22 protein-coding genes are annotated in these 19,502 nt (G+C 67.3%); 10 read left to right on the top strand and 12 right to left on the bottom strand.

The genetic code is table 11. The features are described 5' to 3' along the window. Nucleotides 1-5 precede the first annotated feature (5 nt). From ACF8ML_RS16450 to ACF8ML_RS16440, 3 genes are read right to left on the bottom strand one after another with little or no spacing between them, the layout of a single operon-like run. Nucleotides 6-875 carry a MinD/ParA family protein gene (locus ACF8ML_RS16450; RefSeq protein ID WP_016447162.1) on the bottom strand — a complete coding sequence of 290 codons (870 nt, stop codon included), beginning with the start codon at nucleotides 873-875 and terminating at the stop codon, nucleotides 6-8. After that, a complete protein-coding gene (locus ACF8ML_RS16445) occupies nucleotides 862-1,644 on the bottom strand; it encodes a GGDEF domain-containing protein (protein ID WP_017403908.1) in 783 nt (260 codons plus the stop codon). Before ACF8ML_RS16445 ends, ACF8ML_RS16450 begins: the two co-directional genes overlap by 14 nt. A 31-nt stretch (nucleotides 1,645-1,675) precedes the next feature. Next, nucleotides 1,676-3,421 carry a SulP family inorganic anion transporter gene (locus tag ACF8ML_RS16440; protein ID WP_047327363.1) on the bottom strand — a complete coding sequence of 582 codons (1,746 nt, stop codon included), beginning with the start codon at nucleotides 3,419-3,421 and terminating at the stop codon, nucleotides 1,676-1,678. A 150-nt stretch (nucleotides 3,422-3,571) separates the two neighbouring features. Between ACF8ML_RS16440 and ACF8ML_RS16435 the strand changes: the two genes are divergently transcribed. From ACF8ML_RS16435 to ACF8ML_RS16415, 5 genes are all read left to right on the top strand, one after another. Beyond that, a complete protein-coding gene (locus ACF8ML_RS16435) occupies nucleotides 3,572-4,042 on the top strand; it encodes a BON domain-containing protein (RefSeq protein WP_016447159.1) in 471 nt (156 codons plus the stop codon). 100 nt (nucleotides 4,043-4,142) lie between these two features. Then, nucleotides 4,143-5,372 carry a PLP-dependent transferase gene (locus tag ACF8ML_RS16430; protein ID WP_312840339.1) on the top strand — a complete coding sequence of 410 codons (1,230 nt, stop codon included), beginning with the start codon at nucleotides 4,143-4,145 and terminating at the stop codon, nucleotides 5,370-5,372. A 98-nt stretch (nucleotides 5,373-5,470) separates the two neighbouring features. Next, entirely contained in the window at nucleotides 5,471-7,222 is a 1,752-nt protein-coding gene (locus ACF8ML_RS16425) for an alkaline phosphatase (RefSeq protein ID WP_074921312.1), read from the top strand. A gap of 116 nt (nucleotides 7,223-7,338) precedes the next feature. Next, entirely contained in the window at nucleotides 7,339-8,148 is an 810-nt protein-coding gene (locus ACF8ML_RS16420) for a DUF2189 domain-containing protein (protein ID WP_392407427.1), read from the top strand. A gap of 64 nt (nucleotides 8,149-8,212) precedes the next feature. Next, nucleotides 8,213-8,398, top strand: coding sequence for a hypothetical protein (locus ACF8ML_RS16415; protein ID WP_016447155.1), 186 nt, complete (start codon nucleotides 8,213-8,215; stop codon nucleotides 8,396-8,398). A 19-nt stretch (nucleotides 8,399-8,417) separates the two neighbouring features. On the opposite strand, the gene ACF8ML_RS16410 is transcribed toward ACF8ML_RS16415, so the two are convergent. Next, nucleotides 8,418-9,083, bottom strand: a complete 666-nt coding sequence (locus ACF8ML_RS16410) for an arylesterase (protein ID WP_016447154.1) — start codon at nucleotides 9,081-9,083, stop codon at nucleotides 8,418-8,420. Between the two features lie 16 nt (nucleotides 9,084-9,099). Between ACF8ML_RS16410 and ACF8ML_RS16405 the strand changes: the two genes are divergently transcribed. Continuing rightward, the gene (locus ACF8ML_RS16405; RefSeq protein WP_017403911.1) at nucleotides 9,100-9,810 is read left to right on the top strand and encodes an ABC transporter ATP-binding protein; all 711 of its coding nucleotides are present in this window, start codon (nucleotides 9,100-9,102) and stop codon (nucleotides 9,808-9,810) included. A gap of 2 nt (nucleotides 9,811-9,812) precedes the next feature. Here ACF8ML_RS16405 and sstT read toward each other — a convergent pair whose 3' ends face one another. After that, nucleotides 9,813-11,036, bottom strand: coding sequence for a serine/threonine transporter SstT (gene sstT / locus ACF8ML_RS16400; protein WP_392407425.1), 1,224 nt, complete (start codon nucleotides 11,034-11,036; stop codon nucleotides 9,813-9,815). Between the two features lie 215 nt (nucleotides 11,037-11,251). Between sstT and rlmB the strand changes: the two genes are divergently transcribed. Further along, complete coding sequence (rlmB, locus tag ACF8ML_RS16395) at nucleotides 11,252-12,043, top strand: 23S rRNA (guanosine(2251)-2'-O)-methyltransferase RlmB (protein WP_016447151.1); 792 nt, start codon at nucleotides 11,252-11,254, stop codon at nucleotides 12,041-12,043. On the opposite strand, the gene ACF8ML_RS16390 is transcribed toward rlmB, so the two are convergent. The 5 genes from ACF8ML_RS16390 to ACF8ML_RS16370 form a co-directional block, all read right to left on the bottom strand. Then, the gene (locus ACF8ML_RS16390) at nucleotides 12,040-12,417 is read right to left on the bottom strand and encodes a DUF1428 domain-containing protein (protein ID WP_392407424.1); all 378 of its coding nucleotides are present in this window, start codon (nucleotides 12,415-12,417) and stop codon (nucleotides 12,040-12,042) included. The genes rlmB and ACF8ML_RS16390 overlap by 4 nt on opposite strands. Nucleotides 12,418-12,442: 25 nt before the next feature. Beyond that, nucleotides 12,443-12,919: an SRPBCC family protein gene (locus tag ACF8ML_RS16385; protein WP_392407422.1), complete on the bottom strand. Its 477-nt coding sequence runs from the start codon at nucleotides 12,917-12,919 to the stop codon at nucleotides 12,443-12,445. An 8-nt stretch (nucleotides 12,920-12,927) separates the two neighbouring features. After that, nucleotides 12,928-13,311 carry a VOC family protein gene (locus ACF8ML_RS16380; RefSeq protein ID WP_013802186.1) on the bottom strand — a complete coding sequence of 128 codons (384 nt, stop codon included), beginning with the start codon at nucleotides 13,309-13,311 and terminating at the stop codon, nucleotides 12,928-12,930. A 47-nt stretch (nucleotides 13,312-13,358) separates the two neighbouring features. Next, complete coding sequence (locus tag ACF8ML_RS16375; protein ID WP_034365141.1) at nucleotides 13,359-13,781, bottom strand: VOC family protein; 423 nt, start codon at nucleotides 13,779-13,781, stop codon at nucleotides 13,359-13,361. A 73-nt stretch (nucleotides 13,782-13,854) separates the two neighbouring features. Then, entirely contained in the window at nucleotides 13,855-14,358 is a 504-nt protein-coding gene (locus ACF8ML_RS16370) for a VOC family protein (protein ID WP_392407421.1), read from the bottom strand. A 222-nt stretch (nucleotides 14,359-14,580) separates the two neighbouring features. On the opposite strand from ACF8ML_RS16370, the gene ACF8ML_RS16365 reads away from it, so the two are divergent. Both ACF8ML_RS16365 and ACF8ML_RS16360 read left to right on the top strand, forming a co-directional pair. Continuing rightward, nucleotides 14,581-15,219, top strand: coding sequence for a TetR/AcrR family transcriptional regulator (locus ACF8ML_RS16365; RefSeq protein ID WP_016447146.1), 639 nt, complete (start codon nucleotides 14,581-14,583; stop codon nucleotides 15,217-15,219). Between the two features lie 59 nt (nucleotides 15,220-15,278). Continuing rightward, nucleotides 15,279-16,058, top strand: coding sequence for an NAD-dependent deacylase (locus ACF8ML_RS16360; protein WP_026062008.1), 780 nt, complete (start codon nucleotides 15,279-15,281; stop codon nucleotides 16,056-16,058). A 111-nt stretch (nucleotides 16,059-16,169) separates the two neighbouring features. On the opposite strand, the gene ACF8ML_RS16355 is transcribed toward ACF8ML_RS16360, so the two are convergent. Continuing rightward, nucleotides 16,170-16,778, bottom strand: a complete 609-nt coding sequence (locus ACF8ML_RS16355) for a chromate transporter (protein WP_017403920.1) — start codon at nucleotides 16,776-16,778, stop codon at nucleotides 16,170-16,172. Then, entirely contained in the window at nucleotides 16,775-17,386 is a 612-nt protein-coding gene (locus tag ACF8ML_RS16350) for a chromate transporter (RefSeq protein ID WP_017403921.1), read from the bottom strand. The genes ACF8ML_RS16355 and ACF8ML_RS16350 overlap by 4 nt, the downstream gene beginning before the upstream one ends. Before the next feature lie 285 nt (nucleotides 17,387-17,671). On the opposite strand from ACF8ML_RS16350, the gene ACF8ML_RS16345 reads away from it, so the two are divergent. Continuing rightward, nucleotides 17,672-19,492: an ABC transporter ATP-binding protein/permease gene (locus ACF8ML_RS16345; RefSeq protein WP_392407420.1), complete on the top strand. Its 1,821-nt coding sequence runs from the start codon at nucleotides 17,672-17,674 to the stop codon at nucleotides 19,490-19,492. Nucleotides 19,493-19,502 lie beyond the last annotated feature (10 nt).

The raw sequence follows: 19,502 nt of genomic DNA, 5'->3' as shown, positions 1-19,502 counted from the left end.
CCCGATCAGCCGCCCGACACCAGCAGGGCCTTGATTTTATTGGCCAGCTGGGCCACGGCCAGCGAAGCCGGTGCACCGGGCATGGATTGCAGCAGCAACTGGCGTCGCATCACGGCCTCGCGCACGGCCGGGTCGGAGGGAATGTCGCCCAGGTGCGTGAGCCGCAATGGCTCGCCGGAGGCCGTGCTGACAAAGCGGTTGAGCACCTGCTGGAGCTGACCCGTGATGGCGCGGCCATCGCCGGGACGCGCGGCCTGGTTGATGGCCAGGCGGATCTGCTGGCGCTTTTGCTGAATGGCAAGCACCTTGATGGCTGCATAGGCGTCGGTCAGCGAGGTGGGCTCGGGCGTGGCGATGACCAGCACTTCGGTGGCCATGGACACCGAGAACAGCACCACGTCGGAGATGCCCGCGCCCGTGTCCAGCAGCACGATGTCGTAGCGAGGAGCCAGCGTCTCGATGGTGTGCGTGAACTGCTGGCGGATCTCGGGCGTGAGCCGCGAGTACTCGATCATCCCCGAGCCGGCCAGCAGCACCGAGTAGCCGCCGGGGGCGGGCAGGATGGCTTCCTCCAGCGTGGAACGGCCGGTGAACACATCGTGCAGCGTGACCTTGGGGTAGAGGTTGAGCACCACGTCCAGGTTGGCCAGGCCCAGGTCGGCATCGAGCACCAGGACCTTGAGGCCATGGCGTGTCAGCGCTGCGGCCAGGTTGGCCGAAACGAAGGTCTTGCCCACGCCGCCCTTGCCGCTGGTCACGGCGATGATGTGTCCGCGCGGCTTGGCGCGCACGGCATCGCTCATCGAAACGGCAGCGGGCAGGGAGGGGTGGGGAATGGCGTTGTCGCTTACCACCGGGCTATCAGCGGAGTCCATCTTCGGGGTCCACATCGGTTGCAATATCTGGATTCAGCCCATTGTCAAACGGGGAGGGGGCATACAAAGGTCCGAAAAGCAGGCTTTTTTCCTCCGCGCTTACCGTACTGTCTGGTTGTTCTTCAATGTGCACGCGGTTGCGGCCGGCAGACTTGGCCAGGTACAACTGTTTGTCGGCACGCTCGGTCCACAAGGTCGTGGTGCTGCGTATCCACTGCAGCGCATAGGCGCCGCCGATGCTGATGGTGATCTGCAGTGTCAACGTGGGTGAGATGACCACCGGCATGCGCTCGATGGCGCTGCGTATGCGCTCGGCCACAGACAGGCCGAACGTCGCAGGGCAGGCCGGCAGCACGATGGCGAACTCCTCGCCTCCGTAGCGGGCCAGCGTGTCCATGGGGCGCACGCAACTGGTCAGGGTTCGGGCCACCGACTGCAGAACCCGGTCGCCGACGATATGGCCGTGCTGGTCGTTGATCTGCTTGAAATGGTCGATGTCCAGCATCAGCATCAGCGCCGCTTCGCCCGAGCGCGCCACGCGGTCGATCTCGCGCTCGGCAATGGTGCGGAAATGGCGGCGGTTGGCCAGCCCCGTGAGCGGGTCGCGCAGCGACAGCGAACACAGTTCGTCGATCAGCGCCTGCAGGTAACGCGTCGGCGAATCCGTGGGCAAATGGACCGCCCCGCCAGCGTGGGTAACCAGCGCGTGGGCTGTGGCCAGGCGCAGGTCGCGCAGGTATACGGATTGGTGGGAGGCGGGGGCAGTCACAGAGGGCTGAATCAAAAGCCGGTGAAGTGTATCAGTGTGTAGGCTCAATTGTCGCCGCGCCGGCGTCGACTTTTGCACCATCGCTGGTAACAGATGTTGATCCCGGCCGAGATATGAAGGGCGGCAGGGCCAGCGCGGCGAGGAATTCCGCATCGGTGCGGTACAGCCGCAGGTGCGGCCCGCGGTGCAGGGCGCCGGCGCGCAGCAGCACCTGCTCGGCCGGCAACTTCAGGCCCACCACGTGCAGCACGCCGCTGCGCTTGGCCACCAGCAGCTGCAGGCGCACGAAGGTCTCCACGCCCGTCACGTCGATGCGGTTGATGGGCTGGGCCAGCAGGCACAGGTGGTGCGTCTCGGGGCGCAGCGCCCATTCGTCGCCGATGCGTCGCTCCAGGGCCGAGGCCGAGCCGAAGTCCAGCTCGGCATCCATGCGCAAGGCCAGCAGGCCCGGCGCCAGCGGTGGCAGCTGCCAGAGGTTGCGGTCGCGCAGACTGCCATCAGGATGCTGGCCCACCTCGATGATGCGCGGGTGCAGGCGCTGGTAGAGGAAGTAGCCCAGGCTCAGCACGATGCCCGCGAACACGCCCCAGTACATGCGCGGCGCCGTGACGATGGTCAGGAGCAGCGTGGCCAGGGCAATGCTGCCCTCCACGCGCGACACCTTGAACAGCTGCAGCAGCACACGCGGCTTGACGAGGCTGACCACGGCCGTGATCACGATGGCCGCCAGCGCCGCCTTGGGCACGTGGTACAGCGCCGGGATGAACCACATCACCACGATGACCACCAGCAGGATGGAGAACACGTTGGACCATCCCGTCTTGGCGCCGGCCAGCAGGTTCACGGCCGAGCGCGAGAACGAGGCGCTGGTGGCAAAGCTGCCGAACAGGCCCGCACTGATCTTGGACAGGCCCTGGGCGACCAGGTCCTGGTTCTCGTTCCAGCGCGTGCCGGCCTGCTGGTGCTCCACCTGGGCGCTGGAGGCCGTCTCCAGAAAGCTCACCAGCGAGATCACCAGCACCGGCATCACCAGGGCGCCGAACTCGTCCCAGCTCAGCAGCCCCGGCAGCTGGAAGCTGGGCAGGCCCGCGGGCAGATGGCCGACCACGGCGCCGCCGTCGTCGGCAAAGTCCGTGGCCCAACTGATCACGCCGGTCAGCGCAATGATGAAGATGGCCGAGGGAAAGGCCGCACGCCAGCGCTTGGCGAGCACGAGCAAGGCAATGCTGGCCATGCCGTAGACGATGGACTGCCAGTCGAAAAGCTGCAGCGACGGCGTGTTCCAGACGGCACCCCAGGTCGAGCGCAGGCCCAGCAGCGTGGGCAGCTGCGAGGCCAGGATCAGCAGCGCCGCAGCCTGCGTGAAGCCGGTGAGCACGGGCGAGGTCACCAGGTTGAGCAGCCAGCCGGCGCGCATCAGCCCCAGCGACCACTGCACCAGGCCCGACAGAATCGCCATCCATGCGGCCAGCGCCACCCAGTGCGCGGAGCCTGGCTCGGCCAGGCCTGTGAGCGAGGCGCCGATCAGCAGCGCGCTCAGGGCGGTGGGTCCCACGCCCAGACGGGGCGAGCCGCTGAACAGCACGGCCACCAGGGCCGGAACGATGGATGCGTAAATGCCCGTGATCAGCGGCATGCCCGCAAGGGCAGCATAGGCCACGCCCTGGGGCAGAAGCATCAGACCAACGGTGAGACCTGCCCAGAACTCCCCGCGCAGCACGGCTGCCGAAGGTTTGGGCCATGCCAGGAAGGGAAACCAGCGCGCCAGGGAATGCATGGCCGCTATTGTCATGCTAACTGGATGGTGCCGGGATGTTCGGGCTTGTCCTACAGGCGCTTGCGTCGGCGTCGTATGGGTTTGTCCCAGGGCCATAAATAAAGTCGAGGCCTGTGTTGACCGCCTCACAACTATTCAAGGAGTAACCGCATGACTTTCATCACCCAACGCTGCTGCCAGATCCTCGCCGTGTCTGCCCTGGCCTTCGGCCTTGCCGCCTGCGGCAAGACCGAAGACACTGCGGGCCAGAAGCTCGACTCTGCGGTTCAGCAGTCCCAGCAGGCCGCGCAAAGCGCCGGCCAGAAGATCGACAACGCCATGAGCAGCGCCGGCACCAAGATCGAGGAAGGTGCTGCCAAGGCCGAAGCGGCCACCAACAACGCCATGAGCCAGGCAGGCGCCGCACTCGACGACGCCGGCATCACCGCCCAGATCAAGGCCGACCTGATCAAGGAGCCCGATATCTCCGCCCTCAAGATCGACGTGGACACCAAGGCAGGCGCCGTGACGCTGACCGGCTCGGTCCCCAGCGAAGCACTCAAGATGCGCGCAGGCGACATTGCCAAGTCCGTCAAGGGCGTGAACAACGTCAGCAACATGCTGGAGATCAAGGCCAGCTGATCGCAGCCACCGGCTCCGTTGCCCTTGTGAAAACCAGGCGGATTCCCCGCCTGGTTTTTTTATGCCTGAACGCTGCAGCCCAGCGCATAAGATGCGCTGCATGACCACACCCGACCTGCAGATCAGCACCCATCTCATCCACCATCCCTACCAGCCGCCCGAGGGCTTTGTTGCGCCGCAGCCGCCCGTGCACAAGGCCTCGACGGTGATCTTCGAGAACGTGGCGGCCATGCGCCGGCGCCAGTGGCTGGACAAGAGCAGCTATACCTACGGCCTGCACGGCACGCCCACCACCTTCTTGCTGGAAGAGCGCCTGAGCGCGCTGGAAGGCGGCCTGCAGTGCCTGCTGGTACCCAGCGGCCTGGCTGCGATTGCGACCACCTCCCTGGCCCTGCTGCGCACCGGCGACGAGATGCTGCTGCCCGACAACGCCTACGGCCCCAACAAGACCTTGAGCGAGGGAGAGCTGGCCCATTTCGGCGTGCGCCACCAGTGCTATGACGCCATGGATGTTGCCGACCTCGAAGCCAAAATCACGCCCAAGACGCGTTTGGTCTGGCTGGAGGCGCCGGGCTCGGTGACCATGGAGTTCCCCGACCTCATCGCCATGGTGCGCCTGTGCCGCGAGCGGGGCGTCACCACCGTGCTGGACAACACCTGGGGCGCGGGCCTGGCCTTCAATCCCTTCGATCTGCTGGCCGATGGAACGCACAGCCTGGGCGTGGATGCCACCGTGCATGCGCTGACCAAGTACCCCAGCGGCGGTGGCGACGTGCTCATGGGCAGCATCATCACGCGCGACCAGGCGCTGCACATGCGCATCAAGCTGGCGCACATGCGCCTGGGCCTGGGCGTGGGCGGCAACGACACCGAGGCCGTGCTGCGCTCCCTGCCCAGCATCGCGCTGCGCTACCACGCCCAGGACCGCGCCGCGCGCGAGCTGGCGCGCTGGCTGCAGCAGCAGCCGGCCGTGGCCCAGGTGCTGCACCCGGCGCTGGAAGGCGCTCCGGGCCACGAGAACTGGAAGGCGCTGTGTGGCGCAGCCGCAGGCGGCGAGGGCGTGGCCGCCGGCCTGTTCAGCGTGGTCATCGATCCGCGCCACGGCCAGCAGGCCGTGGACCGCTTCTGCGACAGCCTGCGCCTGTTCAAGATCGGCTACAGCTGGGGCGGTCCCATCAGCCTGGTCGTGCCCTATGAGCTGTCGTCCATGCGCAGCTGCCCCACGCCCCAGCTGCGCAGCGGCACCGTGGTGCGCTTTGCCATCGGCCTGGAAGCGGTGCAGGACCTGCGTGCCGACCTGGAGCAGGCCCTGGCCGCCGCGTTTGCATAGTTGAGCGCCAGGCGCAGGTGACATCTGCCTGTCACCTGCGCCGCCGATGCTCGCTGGCTTCATACCACCCCACGGAGGCCTTCGGGCCCCGGTCCAGCATGAAGCACAAAGAGAGCATCACCAACATCCTGCAGCAGGCGAAAGCCGGCTCCCGCGAATCCGGCCTCGTGGCCAGCCGCCGCCATTTCGTGCGCGGCATGGGCGCCTCGGCCCTGGCGCTGCCACTGGCCGGCTGCGGCGGGTCGGATGGCGACAGCCGCATTCCCGTCGAGTTCCGCCACGGCGTGGCCAGCGGCGACCCGTTGAGTGACCGCGTCATCCTCTGGACCCGCGTGACGCCGCCGCAGGGCCATTCCAGCGACATCGAGGTGGAGTGGGAAGTGGCATCGGACGCCGACTTCAAGACCCTCGTGACTTCGGGCAAGGCCATGGCGCGCGCCACCCAGGATTTCACCTTCAAGGCCGATGCCACGGGCCTCAGGCCCGCCACGCGCTACCACTACCGCTTTCGCTGCCAGGGCATGACCAGCGCCACGGGCCGCACGCGAACCCTGCCCGTGGGCGCCGTGCAGCAGGTCAAGCTGGCCGTGTTTTCCTGCGCCAACTACCCGGCCGGCTACTTCAATGTCTACGCGCATGCGGCACGCCAGGGCGACCTGGACGCCACCGTGCATCTGGGCGACTACATCTACGAATATGCGCGCGGCGGCTATGCCAACGGCAAGGCCGAAGCCATGCAGCGCCAGAGCCTGCCGGCCAACGAAATCGTCAGCCTGGCCGACTACCGCCAGCGCCATGCCCAGTACAAGAGCGATGCCGACCTGCAGGCCCTGCATGCGGCAGCGCCCATGATTGCGGTCTGGGACGACCACGAAGTCTCCAATGACACCTGGATGCACGGCGCCGAGAACCACCAGCCGGCCACCGAAGGCGACTTCGAGCTGCGCAAGGTGGCCGCGCTCAAGGCCTATCACGAGTGGATGCCCACGCGCAACGCACAGCCCGAGATCATCTACCGCAGCTTCGCCTTCGGCGACCTGCTGGCGCTGCACATGCTGGACACGCGCGTCATCGGCCGCGACGAACAGCTGGACTACGCCGACTATTTCACGGCCCAGGGGCTGGACGCGGCGCGCTTTTCCTCCGACATGTCCAATCCCGCACGCCAGCTCATGGGCGCCACGCAGACCCAGTGGCTTGGCCAGCAGATGGCGGCCTCGCAGGCCACCTGGCAGGTGCTGGGCCAGCAGGTGCTGATGGGGCGCATGGAGCTGCCGGCGCCCTTGCTGATGGACATCCTCAGCCCCGGCAGCGGTGTCTCGCTGCCGGCCTACGCGGCGCTGCTGGCCAAGGCCCAGGCCAACCCGGCCAGCCTGACGGCGGCGGAAAAGGCCATCCTGGCCCAGCCCAGCATTCCCTACAACCTCGATGCCTGGGACGGCTACGCCGTGGCTCGCGAGACCGTGCTGGCCACGGCGCGCAGCCTGGGCAAGAACCTGGTCGTGCTGGCCGGTGACACCCACAACGCCTGGGCCAGCGAGCTGCGCGACCGCAGCGGGCAGGGCGTGGGCGTGGAGTTCGCCACCTCGTCCGTCAGCTCGCCCGGCTTCGAGGACTACCTGCCCGGCCAGGATCCGGCCCAGTTGCGTGGCGCGCTGCTGCAGTTCATCAACACGCTCAAGTACTGCGATACCTCCCGCCGCGGCTACATGATCGTCACGGCAACCCCCCAGGCCTGCCAGGCCGAATGGATCTATGTGGATACGGTGTTCAGCCGCCAGTACCAGACCGTGCGGGACGCGGCCTGGAAGGTGCTGCCCGGCCAGCCGGGCAAGCTGGTGCAGGCCTGAGGGCGGACCGGGGTGCGGGCCTGCGCGGTCTGGGCGGGGGCCCTCGGTAGTTTCCGCCATGGCAGCGCGGCCATGGCTGCGCTAACTTGGGGCTCGCTGATCCAGGAGGTCCAGGCATGCAGGCATCCCCCGCTCCCGAGAAAGCTTCCGACCACCCGGCTGGCGCGCTGCAGGTGCAACCGCTGCGCATGGCCGATCCCTGGCGCTGGCTGGCGCTGGGCTGGCGCGATCTGCGGCGGGCGCCGGGCGTTGCGCTGTTCTATGGCCTGTGCTTCTGGGCCATGGCCCTGCTCATCGGCTGGGTGTTCCGTGCCAGCCCTGAATACAGCATGGCCATGGCCAGCGGCTGTCTGCTCATCGGCCCCTTCCTGGCCATGGGCCTGTACGACACCAGCCGCAGGCTGGAGCGGGGATTGCCGCCGGAGCTTGGCAGCTCGCTGACCTGCTGGGACACGCAAATGGGCAGCATGGGCATGCTGGTCATGGTTTTGCTGGTGCTGGAAATGCTCTGGGCGCGCGCCTCCATGGTGGTGTTTGCCGTGTTCTTCGATACCGGCATGCCCACCACGGCCGGCATGATGCAGGCCGTGGCACGGCCGGAGAATTGGGAGTTCCTGGCGATCTACGTGCTGGTCGGCGGCGCCTTCGCGGCCCTGGTGTTCGCCAGCATGGTGGTGGCGCTGCCGGCCATGCTGGACCGGGGCAGCGATGCGCTGACGGCCTGCATCACCAGCATGCGCGTGGTCGGCCTCAACCTGGCCGTCATGCTGCAATGGGCCGCGATCATCACCGTGCTGGTGGCTGCTGCGCTGTGGTGGCACGGCGTGGGCCTGCTGCTGGTGGGGCCTTTGCTGGGCTGCGCCAGTTGGCATGCTTACCGCTGCAGCGTGGGTGAATCTGCCGACCCTGCGTCCCCCCTATCCTGAGGTTTTACGGCCGGGCCCCGTCTTGCGGCTACAGTGGGGCTTGCAACAACAGAGGAGTCCACCTGTGGCGACACCCAACTACGCCTATGAAAAACGCCAGCGCGAACTGGCCAAGAAGCAGAAGAAGCTTGAAAAGGAGAAGGCCAAGGCCGAAAGAAAACCCGACGACCATGAGGGCGGCGGTATGGCGGGTGAAGACCAGGCATCCCCCGCAGCGGCGCATTCCGGCGAGGAAGGCCGCAGCAGCTGACAGCCTGGCTGCCCTGTGCTCAGGGCAGCAGTTTGCTGAGCTGTGGCCAGACGTTGTCCAGCATGCGCGGCTGGGCCTTGGCCGTGGGGTGGATGCGGTCAGCCTGGAACCACTGGGCCGAGTCGGCCGCATCGCCTATACCGGCCAGCAGGAAGGGCACGAGCGGTACCTTCTGCTCTTGCGCCACCTTGGAGAACAATTGCTCGAACTGGCGCGTGTAGCCGCTGCCGTAGTTGGGAGGCACCTGCATGCCCACCAGCAGCACCTTGGCCCCGGCATCACGGGCCGCGCGTACCATGGCGTCCAGATTGCCCTGCGTGCTTTGCAGCGGCAAGCCGCGCAGCGCATCGTTGCCTCCCAATTCGATCACCACCACCGACGGCTTGTGCTGCTTGAGCAGGGCCGGCAGGCGCGAGCGGCCGCCCGAGGTGGTCTCGCCGCTCACGCTGGCGTTGACCAGCGGCACATTTTTCTGGCTCTCCTGCAGGCGCTTTTGCAGCAGCGCCACCCAGCCCGTGCCGCGGGCCAGACCGTACTCGGCACTCAGAGAATCGCCCAGCACCAGCAACGGGCCGGCGTCTGCAGCCCGGGCGGGCATGGCCGTCCAAGTACCCAGCAGACCGAAGGCCAAGCCGGCCGAGATAAAGTGGCGGCGTCGGCGCATTGCGCGCAGCTTGTCTTGCATCGTCTTCCCATCCTCCATGTCACAAAGCACTGCCCAGCCCCTGATCGAAGTCGAGCATGTCTTCAAGTCGGTCAGCGATTCGACCGGAACACTGGATATTCTGAGGGATATCGATCTGCGCTTCGCGGCAAGGGAAACCGTGGCCATCGTCGGTGCCTCGGGCTCGGGCAAGAGCACGCTGCTGTCCATACTCGCAGGCCTGGATACGCCCACGCGCGGCACGGTGCGGCTGCAGGGCCAGGACATGTTTGCGCTGGACGAGGATGCGCGCGCTGCCGTGCGTGCGCAGAAGCTGGGCTTTGTCTTCCAGAGCTTCCAGCTGCTGGGCAATCTGACGGCGCTGGAGAACGTGATGCTGCCGCTGGAGCTGGCCGGCAGCCGCGACGCCCGCCGCCGCGCCACCGAAATGCTGGAGCGCGTGGGGCTGGGCCAGCGCCTGGGCCACTATCCCAAGCTGCTGTCGGGCGGTGAGCAGCAGCGTGTGGCGCTGGCCCGCGCCTTCGTGGTTGAGCCCGCCGTGCTGCTGGCCGACGAGCCCACGGGCAGCCTGGACTTTGCGACCGGCGAAACCATCATGGAGTTGATGTTCGCGCTCAACCGTGAGCGCGGCACCACGTTGGTCATGGTCACGCATGACCGAGCCATCGCCGCGCGCTGCGAGCGGCGCGTGACCATCGAGGCCGGCCGCGTCGCCAGCATCGAAGAGGGGCAGGCGCTGGCGGCTTGATCTCAGGCGGCGACAGCTTCGCGCCGCCCGGCCGCCTCGCAGGCCGCGGCCGTGAAGATCACGTCCGTGGAGGAGTTGAGTGCGGTTTCGGCCGAGTCCTGGATCACGCCGATCACAAAGCCCACGCCCACCACCTGCATGGCCAGATCGTTGGAGATGCCGAACAGGCTGCAGGCCAGCGGAATCAGCAGCAGCGAGCCACCGGCCACGCCCGAGGCGCCGCAGGCGCACACCGCGGACACCACGCACAGCAAGATGGCGGTCAGCAGATCGGCCTGGATGCCCAGGGTATGGGCCGCAGCCAGCGAGAGCACGCTGATGGTGACGGCGGCGCCGGCCATGTTGATGGTGGCGCCCAGCGGGATGGAGACGCTGTAGGTGTCCTCATCCAGGCCCAGGCGCTTGGCCAGCGCCAGGTTCACCGGGATGTTGGCGGCCGAGCTGCGCGTGAAGAAGGCCGTGACCGCGCTCTCGCGCAGGCAGGTCAGCACCAGGGGATAGGGATTGCGGCGCGTCTGCGTCCAGACGATGAACGGATTGACCACCAGGGCCACGAAGAGCATGCAGCCCAGCAGCACGGCCAGCAGGTGGGCATAGTCCAGCAGCTTTTCCAGGCCCGACTGGGCAAAGGTGCCCGCCACCAGGCCGAAGATGCCCAGCGGCGCCAGGCGGATCACGCCCTGGATCACGCGGGTGATGGCCTGGCCCAGGTCATGCATCACGGCGCGCGTGGTCTCAGAGGCGTGGCGCAGGGCCAGGCCCATGGCCACTGCCCAGGCAAGGATGCCGATGTAGTTGGCATTCATCAGCGCGCGTACCGGGTTGTCGAAGGCGCTTTGCACCAGGGCCATCAGCACTTCACCAATGCGCCCAGGCGCGCCCTGGGCGGGGGCGGCGTCCTTGAACTGGATGGTGGACGGGAAGGCCATGCTGGCCACCACGGCCACCACGGCCGCGGCAAAGGTGCCCAGCACATACAGCCACAGGATGGGCCGTATCTGCGTGGCGTGGCCGGGCCGGTGGTTGCTGGTGGCCGAGACCACCAGCAGCAGCACCAGGACAGGGGCAACGGCCTTGAGGGCGGAGATGAACAGCGTCCCCAGCAGGGATACGGACTGGGCGGCCTCGGGCCAGAGCCAGGCCAACAGGCCGCCGGCGACCAGACTGATGGCGATCTGGCCCACCAGGCTGGTGCGGGCAAGCCAGGCAAGAAAGGCTTTGAGCATGATGGTTGAGAAAGAAATGGAAAAACAGGGCGATGAAAAATGCAAAGCGGCATGCCCGTGGCTTCGGTGCATGCCGCAATGAGAGGGGCCCGCTGGAAAGCGGCCAACCCGCGCAGTGTAGCGGCTACGTAAAAACCACAGGAGCCGTTGCGTGCAGACGGGCTTCGTCCGGCGGGTGCCGGGGCTGCGCCCAATTGGCGGGATAATCGCGCCCCATGTCGTCCCCCAAAGTTCTCTTCGGCTTCCACGCCGTCGGCGTGCGCATGAAGACCGCGCCCCAATCCATCATCGAGGTCTACTACGAGGCCACGCGCCGCGATGCGCGCATGCGCCAGTTCCTCGACCGCGCCAAGTCGGCCGGCGTCCGGCTGATCGAGGCAGACGGCGAACGCCTGGCCAAGCTCGCCGGCAGCCATGGCCACCAGGGCGTGGCCGCGCGCGTGGAGGCGGTGGCCCAGGTGCATTCGCTGGATGAACTGCTGGAGCAGCTGGAGGCCGACGGCGTCAGCAACCCGCTGCTGCTGGTGCTGGACGGCGTGACCGATCCGCACAACCTCGGCGCCTGCCTGCGCGTGGCCGATGGCGCAGGCGCCCATGCGGTGATTGCGCCCAAGGACCATGCGGTGGGCGTGAACGCCACCGTGGCCAAGGTGGCCAGCGGCGCGGCCGAGACCGTGCCCTATTTCATGGTCACCAATCTGGCGCGCACGCTCAACGAGCTCAAGGAGCGCGACATCTGGATCATCGGCACCAGCGACGATGCGCCCAAGACCCTGTACGAAGTGGACCTCAAGGGCCCCACGGCCCTGGTGCTGGGCGCAGAAGGCGACGGCATGCGCCAGCTCACGCGCAAGACCTGCGACGAGCTGATCGGCATTCCCATGATGGGCGCCGTCTCCAGCCTCAATGTGTCCGTGGCCAGCGGCGTGTGCCTGTACGAGGCGCTGCGCCAGCGCGGCCTGGGCACCACGCCTGCCGTATCCGCCGCCCCGGCCGACCAGATCTAGGCTGGCGCGCCGTCGGCGCCCAGCTCCACCACGCTCTCGAAGCCGCCCCAGAACATGCGCTTGGCGTCGAAGGGCATGGTGGCCGGGTCCATGGTGGCAATGCGCGGGTCCTTCATGACGGCGGCATTGATGCGGTCGCGCTCCGCGCGCGAGGCATAGACGATCCATGAAAAGAACACGATCTCGCCTTCCTTGAGCTGCACGGCCTGGGGAAACGAGGTCAGCTTGCCCATGGGCACGTCGTCGCCCGCGCATTCCCAGTACTGCAGCGCTCCGTATTCCATCCAGACCTTGCCTGCGGCCTCGGCCACCTCGCGGTAGGCCTGCAGGTTGGCCCGGGGAACGGGCAGTACGAATCCGTCGATGTAGTGCATGGTGCTCTCCTGGTGAAAACCGGCGTCAGAGCCGGGCTGCGAGTTCCGCCAACTGGTCTGCGCACTGGCCCCAGCCGCTGTGAAAGCCCATGGCCTCGTGCTGGGTGCGGTCGGCGGCATTCCAATGGCGCACCCGGGCGGTATAGCGGGTCTGGCTGCCTTCGGGGTCGAAGGTGACGATGCCCGTCATGAAGGGCTTGTCGGCTGGCACCCAGCCTTGGGTGAAGGCGTCGGTGAAGACCAGGCGCCGGTTGGGAATGACTTCCAGGTAGACACCGCTGCCGGGCATCTCCTGGCCTTCGGGGCTGCGCATGACGATGAGGCTGTGGCCGCCGGGCCGCACGTCGTTGTCCACCCGGGCCACGCTCCAGGGGCTGGGTGCAAACCATTGCTGGATCAGCGCCGGCTCGGTCCAGCAGCGGTAGAGCCTGTCGGCGGGGATGTCGAACAGGCGCGTGAGCACCAGGTCGTTGGCGTGTTCGGGAAGGTCTTGTGCTGTCATGGTGCTCCTCATTGCATGGAGTGCAGGCCGATGCGGTTGCCCTCGGTGTCCACCACGACGGCGCAGTGGCCGTGGGGGCCGATGGAGAATTTGGCCTGCTCGATGCGCCCGCCTGCGGCCTCGACGCGGCCCTGTTCTATGGCGCAGTCCTCGCAGCCGAAATAGACCAGCGTGCCGCCGCCGCCGGAAGGTGCGCCGTCCATCCGCACCAGCATTCCGCCCGCGCCGGGGCCTGTCATGTCCATCGGAAAGGACAGCATCTCCTGGCTGTCGGAGCCATCGGGCGCGGGCAGGTGCTCCAGCTTGCCCTGGAAGACGGTTTCATAGAACCGGCGCGCACGCGCCATGTCCTGCACATGGATCTCGAACCAGACGACGGGATTGGCGTTCATGAGGACTCCTTCTTGGGTGACAGAGGCAATGTGTCGGCCGGCCTTGTTCAGGCCTCGCCCTTGACGTTGACCATCCAGGGTGTGTTGAAGCGGTCCGTCACCATGCCAAAGCCCGGCGACCAGAACGTGGCCTGGAAGGGCATGGTCACCTTGCCGCCTTCGGCCAGCGCGTTGAAGATGCGGCCGCCTTCGGTGGCGTCGTCCACGCCGATCGAGATCCACATGCCCTGGGCCTGCTGGTAGCCGCCGCCACCGCAGTTGTCGGTGGCGTCCGAGGCCATCAGCGCCTGGTCCTTGATCTGCAGGTGGGCATGCATGATCAGGCGCTTGTCGGCCTCGGGCATCTGCTCCATGCCCGGCGTCTCGCCAAAGGTGCTCTGGTGCACGATGGTGCCGCCGAACAGCCTGGCGTAGAAGGCGAAGGCCTCGGCGCAGTTGCCGTTGAAGTTCAGATAGGGGATGAATTGCATGGAACGCTCCTGGGAGGGACGGTGGCGAGGGGAGTGGAGGAACGGGAGGACGGGAGGAGGGGACCAGGAGGCTTCAGCCGCCGTCATGCGCGCGCTCAAGAGCGGCGATGTCCAGCTTTTGCATGCCCAGCAGGGCCTGCATCACGCGCTGGGCGGCGGCCATGTCGGGGCCTCCCATCCAGCTCGCCATCTGGGACGGAACGATTTGCCACGACAGGCCATGGCGGTCCTTGAGCCAGCCGCATTGACGCGCCGCCGGGTCGCCGCCCTCGGACAGGGCGCCCCAGTAGTGGTCTATCTCCTCCTGTGTATCGCAACTGACCATCAGCGAGACGGCCTCGTTGAAGCGGAACATGGGGCCGCCGTTGAGTGCCAGAAAGGGCTGGCCTTCCAGCTCGAATTGCACCGTCATCACGCTGCCCGCCGGCCTGCCGTGGATGTCGTGGCCTGCTTCGCCGTAGCGCGCAATGGCCGTGATGCGGGAATCGGGAAAGACTTCGGTATAGAAGCGCGCCGCCTGCTCGCCCTGGTTGTCGAACCAGAGGCAGGGCTGTATGCGGCCGGTGTGCAAAGCCATGCTTGTCTCCTTGGTGACGGTGATAACCGTTTTATGCCGTTCGATGCCGGCTTTTTATCGATTTCTGCCCGGCGTGTGTACGCCGTTCACATATGCTAGGGACTAAAATGGACGCTGTCCACATCAGGCGCTGTCAGCTTCGGTGTCAAGCTGTAAATCGGCGGGGCAGGGCTGTCTTCCCTCTCGGGTGATGTGGCCACGCAGAAAAAAGGAAGCAAAACAGTGACGCAGCGACGTGTCAGGCGTGAGTCATATCACCACGGCGACCTGCGCCAGGCCCTGGTCGAGGCTGGCCTGGCGCTGGCGCGTGAAGGCGGTCCCCAGGCGATCGTGCTGCGCGAGGCCACGCGCCGGGCGGGCGTGGCGCCCAATGCAGCCTATCGTCACTTTGCCAACCGCCAGGCGCTGTTTGATGCCGTGCGCGCCGCGGCCCTGGGCGCACTGGCCGCAGCCATCGAGGCCGAAATGGCCCAGGCGCGCACCCTGCCCGATGTGCTGCAGCGCTCACGCGCGCTGCTGGCTGCCGTGGGGCGCGGCTATCTGGGCTTTGCCCAGACGGAGACCGGCTGGTTTCGCACGGCCTTTGCTTCGGTCGAGTACGACGTGGACCTGCCGCCCGACACCACGCGTGCAGCGGCCATGGGACTGAACCCGTTCGAGCTGCTGGGCTATGCGCTGGACAGCATGGCCGAGGCCGGCGTGCTGCCTGCCGAGCGCCGGCCCCAGGCCGAGTTCCTGGCCTGGTCCGCGGTGCACGGCATGGCCTTGCTGGTGATAGACGGGCCGCTGCGCCACGCCACCGCCGAGCAGCGGCGCGCGCTGGCGCTGCGCCTGCTGGAGATGGTGGAAAAAGGCATTTGATGCGTGGCGGGGCGACACTGCCTCACAATGGCCTGCCATTTTTTTCCATCGCCGCCCCGATGCCCGACGAACATTCCCTTTCCTCGCCTTCCCCCGCCGAGCCTGAACTGGCCGGCCAGGGCGAGCTGCGCGACCGCATCGCGCGTGCAGCCCATATCGCGGTGCTCACGGGCGCAGGCGTCAGCGCCGAATCCGGCGTACCCACCTTTCGCGACGACAAGAACAGCTACTGGGCACAGTTCAACCCGCAGGACATGGCCAGCGAGGCAGGCTTTCGCGCGCATCCGCAGCGCGTCTGGCAGTGGTATGCGCACCGGCGCGAAGCCGTGGCTGCGGTGCAGCCCAACGCCGGCCACCATGCGCTGGCGCAATGGGCCTTGCGCCACCCGGGCCGCATGACGCTGGTCACGCAGAACGTCGATGGCCTGCACCAGCGCGCAGGCAGCCCCGGCGTGCTGTGCCTGCATGGTGAGCTGATGCGGGACCGATGGCTGGAAAGGCCGCGCGCATGCTGCGATCTGGCCCAGGTGAAGCCGGGCGAGCCGCCGCAGTGCGCCGTCTGCGGCAACCTGGTGCGCCCGGGCGTGGTCTGGTTCGGCGAGTCCCTGCCCATGGGCGTGTGGCAGGCCGCCGAGGCGGCGGTGCAGCACTGCGATGTGCTGCTGGTGGTGGGCACATCGGGCGCCGTGTACCCGGCTGCAGGGCTGGCGCGAATCGCACGCAGGGCGGGCGCGCATGTGGCCGTGATCAATCCCGCACCGTCCGAGCTGGATGACGCGGCCCACCAATGCCTGCGCGGCCCGTCGGCACAGGTGCTGCCGCTGCTGCTGGGCGACTGAAGGCGGAGGGGCAGGCCGCCCGACGCGGCCCAGGGGGAGGGAAGGGGCTTGCGCCATGGCGGCTCCTTTTGACCCACAACCGGGGCAGTCCCCTCCCTCTCGCGCATCCGCTCAGATCCAGCCCAGCGCTCCCAGCGCCGCGCCGGCGCCCAGCAGCCACAGCAGGTGGATGCGCGTGCGCCAGACCAGCAGGGCGCAGACCAGGGTCAGCAGCCACAGGCGCCAATCCTGGGCGGGGCGGCCGCTGCCCGTGCCCAGCAGCCAGCCCGTGGCCAGCAGCAGGCCGATGACCAGAGGGCCCATGCCCTGCTTGAAGGCCCGCACGCCGCGCCGGTTCCTGTTGCGCTGGCCCCAGCGCGATGCCTGCCAGGCCAGCAGCGAACTGGGCAAGAGGATGCCCACCATGCAGATGGTCACGCCCAGTGCTCCAAAGGCCCAGGCCAGCAGGCCCGTGCCTCCGCCTGCGTTCAGGCCCAGGTTCCATCCCAGCAGGGCGATGAACAGCACATTGGGCCCGGGCGCCGCCTGGGCAATGGCGATGGAGGAGCTGAACTGCGCCTCACTGAGCCAGCCATGGCCATCGACCAGAAAACGGTGCATGTCGGGCGCCGTGGCAATGGCCCCGCCCACGGCCATCAGCGACAGCGTCAGGAAATACAGCAGCAACTGCAACCAGTCGGCGGGCTGCAGGCTCAGTGCAATCTGGTGGGCAGCATTCATGGCGTGAGCTTTCTCCAGGTCAGCACGCAACCCGCGCCGCCGACCACCAGCAGCACCCAGGCCAGCGGAATGCGCATCACCGCCATGGCAATGAACGAGGCCAGCGCCAGCCCCGCGCTGCACCAGCGCCCCAGCGGGTGGCGGCTCAGCGTGCTGGCCAGCTTCAGGCCCATGCCCGCCACCAGGCCGGCTGCGACGGCGCCCATGCCGCGCAGCGCGCCGGCCACGGCGGGGTGGTCGGCCAGCTGGGAATAGATCACGGTCAGCGTCAGCACCAGCAGCATGGGAAAGCACAGCATGCCGCACACGGCCACCACGGCACCGCGCCAGCCGAAGTAGCGCTCGCCAATGGTGATGGACAGGTTGACCACATTGGGGCCGGGCATGATCTGGGCCACGGCCCAGTCCTCCACAAACTCTTCATTGGTCAGCCAGCGCTTTTTCTCGACCAGCTCGCGCTGTACCACGGCCAGCACACCGCCAAAGCCCTGCAGGGCCAGCCATGTGAAGGACCAGAACAGATCGCGCAGATTGGCGGGGGCGGGGCGCCGGGCCGGCACATCGGCGGGGTCGTGTGGCGGGTGGGCCTGGGGCGGCGATGCGGGCATGTTCTGGCTTGTGTCTGAGCCGCCCGGGCAGGGCCCCGGGAGGGCATCGCTGTTGTCGTGGGGGGAACCGCGCGGGCCGGTCCTGTCTTCGTGCCTGCCGCCGGGGCGGCACGCACGGAATGTTAATCCTGCGCAGCGGCCTTGTCGGCAGCGGCCCCATCGGCAACGGCGATGGGGGCATTGCAAGCGCAGATGGCTTGCTGCCGGCATGCGCCCAGGCCTGCCCGCCGGCCTGTCTGAACAGGAGTAGATTCTCTCCACCCACACAACCCGAGGATCTCCGACATGGACATGGATTGGAGCAAGGCGCTGCAGGAAAGCCTGGTCTGGCTGGCGGCGGCCTCAGTGATCACCGTCGTGGCTTTCGCGGCCGTGGCGCTGCTGGTGGTTCGATTCACCCGCTGGGGTCGGCAGTTCTGGCAGCTGGCCGGCCCGTTCCTGCACCCCAGAAACAGTTGGTGGCCGCTGCTGGTGTTCACGCTGCTGCTGGTGCTGGCCCTGGTCTCGGTGCGCATGAACGTGCTGTTTTCCTACTGGTACAACGGCTTCTACAGCGCGCTGCAGGAACTGGACCAGAAGGGCTTTTGGCGCTTCCTGGGTATCTTTGCGGTGCTGGCCACGGTCCACATCCTGCGCGAGCTGTTCAATTTCTATGTGAACCAGGCGTTTCGCATCCGCTGGCGGGTCTGGCTCAACGAGCGCGTGACCACCGACTGGATGCGCGGCGATTCCTACTATCGCAGCCACTTTCTGGACGAGCCGGTGGACAACCCCGACCAGCGCATCGAGCTGGATGTGAACACCTTTGTCTCGAACTCGCTGACCCTGGCGCTGGGTGCCGTCAGCGCCGTGGTCTCGCTGGTGGCGTTCACGGGCATTCTCTGGGGGCTGTCCGCGCCCATCGCGGTGGCGGGCGTGGAGGTTCCGCGGGCCATGGTGTTCGCGGTCTACCTCTATGTGATCGTCGCCACGCTGATCGCCTTTCGCCTGGGCCAGCCGCTGATCCGGCTGAACTTCCTGAACGAGAGGCTGACTGCCAACTTCCGCTACGCCCTGGTGCGCGTGCGCGAATACGCGGAGAACATCGCCTTCTACCAAGGCGCCGCCATCGAACGCAACACGCTTTTGACGCGCTTTTCGGCGTTGATCGCCAATGTCTGGGCGCTGGTCTACCGCAGCCTGAAGTTCGACGGCTTCAACCTCACCGTCAACCAGGTGGCCGTGGTCTTTCCCTTTTTGCTGCAGGCGCCGCGCTTTTTCAGCGGTGCCATCAAGCTCGGTGATGTGATGCAGACCTCGCAGGCCTTCGGGCAGGTGCAGGATGCGCTGTCCTTCTTCCGAACCTCCTACGACACTTTCGCCCAGTACCGCGCTGCGCTTGATCGCCTGTGCGGCTTTCTGGATGCCAATGCCCAGACCCGCGAACTGCCCCAGGTCGTCCACAGAGAGCAGCCCGGCGCCCTGGACATCGAGGACCTGCAGGTCAGCCGCCCGGACGGCCACCACCTGCTCAGCGGCCTGCAACTCAAGCTCATTCCCGGCCAGGCGCTGCTGATCAAGGGGCCTTCGGGCAGCGGCAAGACCACCTTGCTGCGGTCCATTGCCGGCCTGTGGCCGCATGCCCAGGGCACGGTGGGCCGCCCGGGCGGCCACCAGGCGCTGTTCCTGTCGCAGCGCCCGTATCTGCCGCTGGGGGACCTGCGCACGGCCATTGCCTATCCGATGGATGCTTCACCGCAGGACGACGAGCGCCTTCAACAGGCGCTGCGCCAGGTCAGCCTGGCCCATCTGGCCGACAAGCTGGATGTCAACCAGGATTGGTCCCGCATCCTGTCGATTGGCGAGCAGCAGCGCCTGGCCTTTGCGCGCGTGCTGTTCAACCGGCCCGCCATCGTCTTTCTCGATGAATCCACCTCGGCCATGGACGAGGGCCTGGAGCATGCGCTGTACACGCTGCTGCGCGAGCAGATGCGCTCGACCATGCTGGTGAGCGTGGGCCACCGCAGCACGCTGGCGGGTTTCCATACCCACGCGCTGGCGGTCGATGGCAATGGCGGGTGGACGCTGTCGGAAGTAAGCGCACCGCAGAGCGCCCCCCAGGCTTGATCCGCGTGCG

The organism is Delftia sp. WSY_10, from assembly GCF_043104705.1.
Taxonomy (GTDB): domain Bacteria; phylum Pseudomonadota; class Gammaproteobacteria; order Burkholderiales; family Burkholderiaceae_C; genus Comamonas; species Comamonas tsuruhatensis.
Note: the sequence above shows the minus strand (reverse complement) of the source record. Positions and strands in the feature narration are given on the sequence as shown.

Bases quoted from the DNA above. Each gene is read 5' to 3' on its own strand.
- ACF8ML_RS16410 (WP_016447154.1), bottom strand. From the start codon at position 9,083: ATGCAAGACAAGCTGCGCGCAATGCGCCGACGCCGCCACTTTATCTCG.
- ACF8ML_RS16425 (WP_074921312.1), top strand. From the start codon at position 5,471: ATGAAGCACAAAGAGAGCATCACCAACATCCTGCAGCAGGCGAAAGCC.
- ACF8ML_RS16440 (WP_047327363.1), bottom strand. From the start codon at position 3,421: ATGCATTCCCTGGCGCGCTGGTTTCCCTTCCTGGCATGGCCCAAACCT.
- ACF8ML_RS16435 (WP_016447159.1), top strand. From the start codon at position 3,572: ATGACTTTCATCACCCAACGCTGCTGCCAGATCCTCGCCGTGTCTGCC.
- rlmB (WP_016447151.1), top strand. From the start codon at position 11,252: ATGTCGTCCCCCAAAGTTCTCTTCGGCTTCCACGCCGTCGGCGTGCGC.
- ACF8ML_RS16420 (WP_392407427.1), top strand. From the start codon at position 7,339: ATGCAGGCATCCCCCGCTCCCGAGAAAGCTTCCGACCACCCGGCTGGC.
- ACF8ML_RS16405 (WP_017403911.1), top strand. From the start codon at position 9,100: ATGTCACAAAGCACTGCCCAGCCCCTGATCGAAGTCGAGCATGTCTTC.
- ACF8ML_RS16430 (WP_312840339.1), top strand. From the start codon at position 4,143: ATGACCACACCCGACCTGCAGATCAGCACCCATCTCATCCACCATCCC.
- ACF8ML_RS16450 (WP_016447162.1), bottom strand. From the start codon at position 875: ATGGACTCCGCTGATAGCCCGGTGGTAAGCGACAACGCCATTCCCCAC.
- ACF8ML_RS16390 (WP_392407424.1), bottom strand. From the start codon at position 12,417: ATGCACTACATCGACGGATTCGTACTGCCCGTTCCCCGGGCCAACCTG.
- ACF8ML_RS16380 (WP_013802186.1), bottom strand. From the start codon at position 13,311: ATGAACGCCAATCCCGTCGTCTGGTTCGAGATCCATGTGCAGGACATG.
- ACF8ML_RS16355 (WP_017403920.1), bottom strand. From the start codon at position 16,778: ATGAATGCTGCCCACCAGATTGCACTGAGCCTGCAGCCCGCCGACTGG.
- sstT (WP_392407425.1), bottom strand. From the start codon at position 11,036: ATGCTCAAAGCCTTTCTTGCCTGGCTTGCCCGCACCAGCCTGGTGGGC.
- ACF8ML_RS16345 (WP_392407420.1), top strand. From the start codon at position 17,672: ATGGACATGGATTGGAGCAAGGCGCTGCAGGAAAGCCTGGTCTGGCTG.
- ACF8ML_RS16370 (WP_392407421.1), bottom strand. From the start codon at position 14,358: ATGGCTTTGCACACCGGCCGCATACAGCCCTGCCTCTGGTTCGACAAC.
- ACF8ML_RS16360 (WP_026062008.1), top strand. From the start codon at position 15,279: ATGCCCGACGAACATTCCCTTTCCTCGCCTTCCCCCGCCGAGCCTGAA.
- ACF8ML_RS16385 (WP_392407422.1), bottom strand. From the start codon at position 12,919: ATGACAGCACAAGACCTTCCCGAACACGCCAACGACCTGGTGCTCACG.
- ACF8ML_RS16375 (WP_034365141.1), bottom strand. From the start codon at position 13,781: ATGCAATTCATCCCCTATCTGAACTTCAACGGCAACTGCGCCGAGGCC.
- ACF8ML_RS16350 (WP_017403921.1), bottom strand. From the start codon at position 17,386: ATGCCCGCATCGCCGCCCCAGGCCCACCCGCCACACGACCCCGCCGAT.